The organism is Mycobacterium sp. TH-M82, assembly GCF_057473605.1.
Genome location: NZ_JBYCKY010000146.1, coordinates 1 through 3,088, shown reverse-complemented (window position 1 = coordinate 3,088; position 3,088 = coordinate 1). Strand labels below are relative to the sequence as shown.

Below are 3,088 nucleotides of genomic sequence, written 5' to 3'. Positions count from 1 at the left end.
GGGGTCGCCGATATTGCCGGCCATGCCCAAAGCGGCGAGCAGTTGACTAATGACCGACTGTCCCGAGGCGATCTGGTCGGGTGTCAGCGGCGGCGGTGGTGGCATGCCGAACGCCTGGGCGAGCTGGCCCACGACTATCTGTAATTCTTCGGGGTTGGGGCTCATCGTGGCTCCTATGGGAGTTGGCTCAGCGCTTGGAACCAGCCGAAATGGTAGTTGGCGCCGGCCTTGTCGGCTTCGACCAGGGCGTTGATCGCTGCGAGTAGCTGCCAGTTTCCCACCAGCGAGGCGTCAACGCAGGCCGGGTATGTCGCGAGCACCCGCTCACGAACCTCGACGAGTTCTTTGTGCAGCAGGTCGGCCTCGGAGTCGAGCACCCCGGTGCCCCTGGAGGCAGCTTTGGCCAGGGTGTGGGCCAGCCGCGGTAGTCCATCGCGCCAGTTGGTGGCCTGGCCCAGCTTCCAGCCGAGGTCGTCGATGACGGGTATCTGGCGGGCGCGCGACGAGGTCGCGATGGGTTCGGTGTCGTCGTCGGCAGGTAGGCAGTGCACCGGGGTGTAGCCGGCGGTGGCGGTCACCTCGCCGAGCAGAGATTCGATCCCGCCACGCCGGCGGGCCGGGTGGAGTAGCTGCACCGCCGAGGGGAGATCGACATTCGGGGGGATCCAGCCGCTGGCCACGTCGGTGGCCAACACGGTGGTGCCATCCGAGCGGTCCCCGGCGGTCCAGGCCAGGCGCGGCTCTTGGCGGGCGACGAAGTCGACCAGGCGGTGCAGCCGGGCTTGGGCACCGGACCGTGCCGAAACCGCCCCCGCAGCGGCCCCGCCGGCGGTGGCCGCCACCGCCTGTTCACCGACTGCTGCCGGGGACTGTGCGTTCGGTGCGGTGCTGTTCTGGTGAATCACCGGTGGGGCGACGCCGCCCGCACCGGTCGATGGGCTGACCGGCGCTGACGACGGTGCGGCCGGCGTCGCAGGCGTGGGTGGACCGGCTGGCACGGTCGGCACCGACGCGGCCGGCGGCCGGATGTCCGCGCCGTAGCCCGGCAGCGGCCCCGCCGGCGTCGATGGACTCACCGGCAGTGTTGCCGGTGTTGCCGGTGTCACCGGTGTTATCGGTGTTGCCGGCGTGCTGGGTGCGACGAAGCCGGTGGCCGGCTCGACTGGCGCGGGCGGCGGCGCGGTCTCGACGACCGGGGCATGAGTCGGCTGGGCTGCCTCGAACACCGGCCCCGCCCCCGCCGACGGCAGCGTCGCGGCTGGCTGCGGGCCCACAGGTGCGGGTGGGGGCAGCGGCGCGGTTGGGGGCAGCGGGCCCGCCGGGGAAGGCGGGGGCATGGCCGTGGCGGTCGAGAGCGGTGTTCCTGTCGACGGTCCTGGTATCGGATTGCCGGGTATCGGTGTGCTTGGTGTCGGAGTTGGTGCCAGGCCTGGGGATAAGCCAGTAGGTGACACCGGCGCCAGCCCGGCCGGCGGAGCCGAGACCGTGGCGGTCGGCAGAGGCGAGCCGAGACCACCGGGGTTTGGGACCGGAGCGGGGGTTTTGGGTGCGGATGCTGGGGTTGGGGGTGTTACTGGACCGAGCCCTTCCCCGGTGTTGGTTGGCTTCGGGTTCAGGGGTAACGAAGTGGATATAGCAGGTGGTGGAGCGAGCCCTTCCCCAGCGTTGGTTGGTTTTGGGTCTAGGCGTGGCGAGGTGGGTGTGGCAGGTGGTGGTTGTGGACCAAGCCCTTCTCCCGCGTTAGTTGGTTGTGCAGTGGTAGGCGGTGCGGCTGGTGCCATTGGCCCGGAGGTTTGTCCGCCCACAGACTCGGGATGAAGGAAAGTTTGCACTTGCTGGCGGACCGCGTCTTTGTTGGGAGATCCGAGCATGCGTGTGGAGTCCATACCGAGTTCTTGAGCAAATTGCCGAGCTGATTTGGGGATACCTTGTCGATTGAGGATATCCTGCATACGCTCAAAGATCTGTTGGGTGCAGGGTGCTGCTGCAGCATTAGCTCTTTGCTGGCACTCCACCACCACGTCGACGATTTGCTCGACTTTCATCGGATCCTTGGAGACCTGAATCTGTCTGATTCTGGAGTTCCCATCCTGGGCGATCGTGGCGAGTTGCGAATTCAGTTCAGTGGCAGAACCATGTGCGGAAGTATGTGCCTTGCTTATGGCGTCGTTGGTCTCGGCGACGTCGCCGGCCTGATCGACGCCCCACTTGAAGGCCTGGCGGATAGCGTCGGTCGTCATCCCCTTCTGGGTATCAGAATTGAGCGGCCCCGAAAGCTTCTCCCATAACTGATCGGAAAGGTGTTGCCACGCGGTTGCGGTCGTTTCGCGCTTAGTCGACGCAGCGCTAACAACATTCAAGTCCGAGTGCGGAGTCCAAACATGACCCACAAGAATCTCGCCCCACTCGCCGGGTGGACCTTCACTTTTCATTTGCACATCTCATCTATGTTCGTTATATCCGCGTCTATGGTATGCCGGAGTGTATCTAAAGTTGCATTCGGCTCATTGTTGAGAGCATGGATACCGATCTCTTTGTACGTGTTGGCGAGTGATCGGACCGACACTGCGAGTTCAGGGGGTGTTGCGGGTTCCGCCGACAGACGGTTTAACAGGTAATCCCCCGCCGCATAAGTTGCGAGACGTGCGAGTGCGCTTACGGCAAGTGAGCTATTGTAGTCATCTTCTGGCGGAGCTGGTCTATGGGTGTTTACCGCCACCTCATTCTTCGACAGGGCATACGCCCCGCAAACATTCGCTTTGGCGTCGGCCATCTGCTGCTCGCTGAAGGTCGGCGTGGGTGGGACGGGCGGTCCGCTGTCACGCGGCGTCGGGCGCAACCACGCGGCCACAGCAGCACCGACGGCGACGAGCGTCATCGACAGCATGGTGACCATGAGCCATCGTGCGGACCTGCCCAAAGCCATGGGCGGTGCGGGCAGCCAAGGCGGCGGCCCGGCGGGAGGCTGCGGAAACCCTGCCGGTCCTCGCACGGGGGGAGGTCCTGCGGGTGGCATATCCGACATGCGCCGATGGTATCGCCGATCACCGATTTCGGTATTCAGCTTGGCATGCGCCCATAAGGGAAG

Annotated in this window: 1 protein-coding gene and 1 pseudogene; both read right to left on the bottom strand. The window is 65.3% G+C overall.

Annotated elements, in window-relative coordinates:
* Nucleotides 1–173: 173 nt before the first annotated feature.
* Nucleotides 174–1,337, bottom strand: coding sequence for a DUF5631 domain-containing protein (locus AC2VON_RS04310; RefSeq protein ID WP_486951832.1), 1,164 nt, complete (start codon nt 1,335–1,337; stop codon nt 174–176).
* A 1,198-nt stretch (nt 1,338–2,535) separates the two neighbouring features.
* Nucleotides 2,536–2,671 (bottom strand): annotated as a pseudogene (locus AC2VON_RS04305) (hypothetical protein); the annotation flags it as partial.
* Between the last annotated feature and the right edge of the window lie 417 nt (nt 2,672–3,088).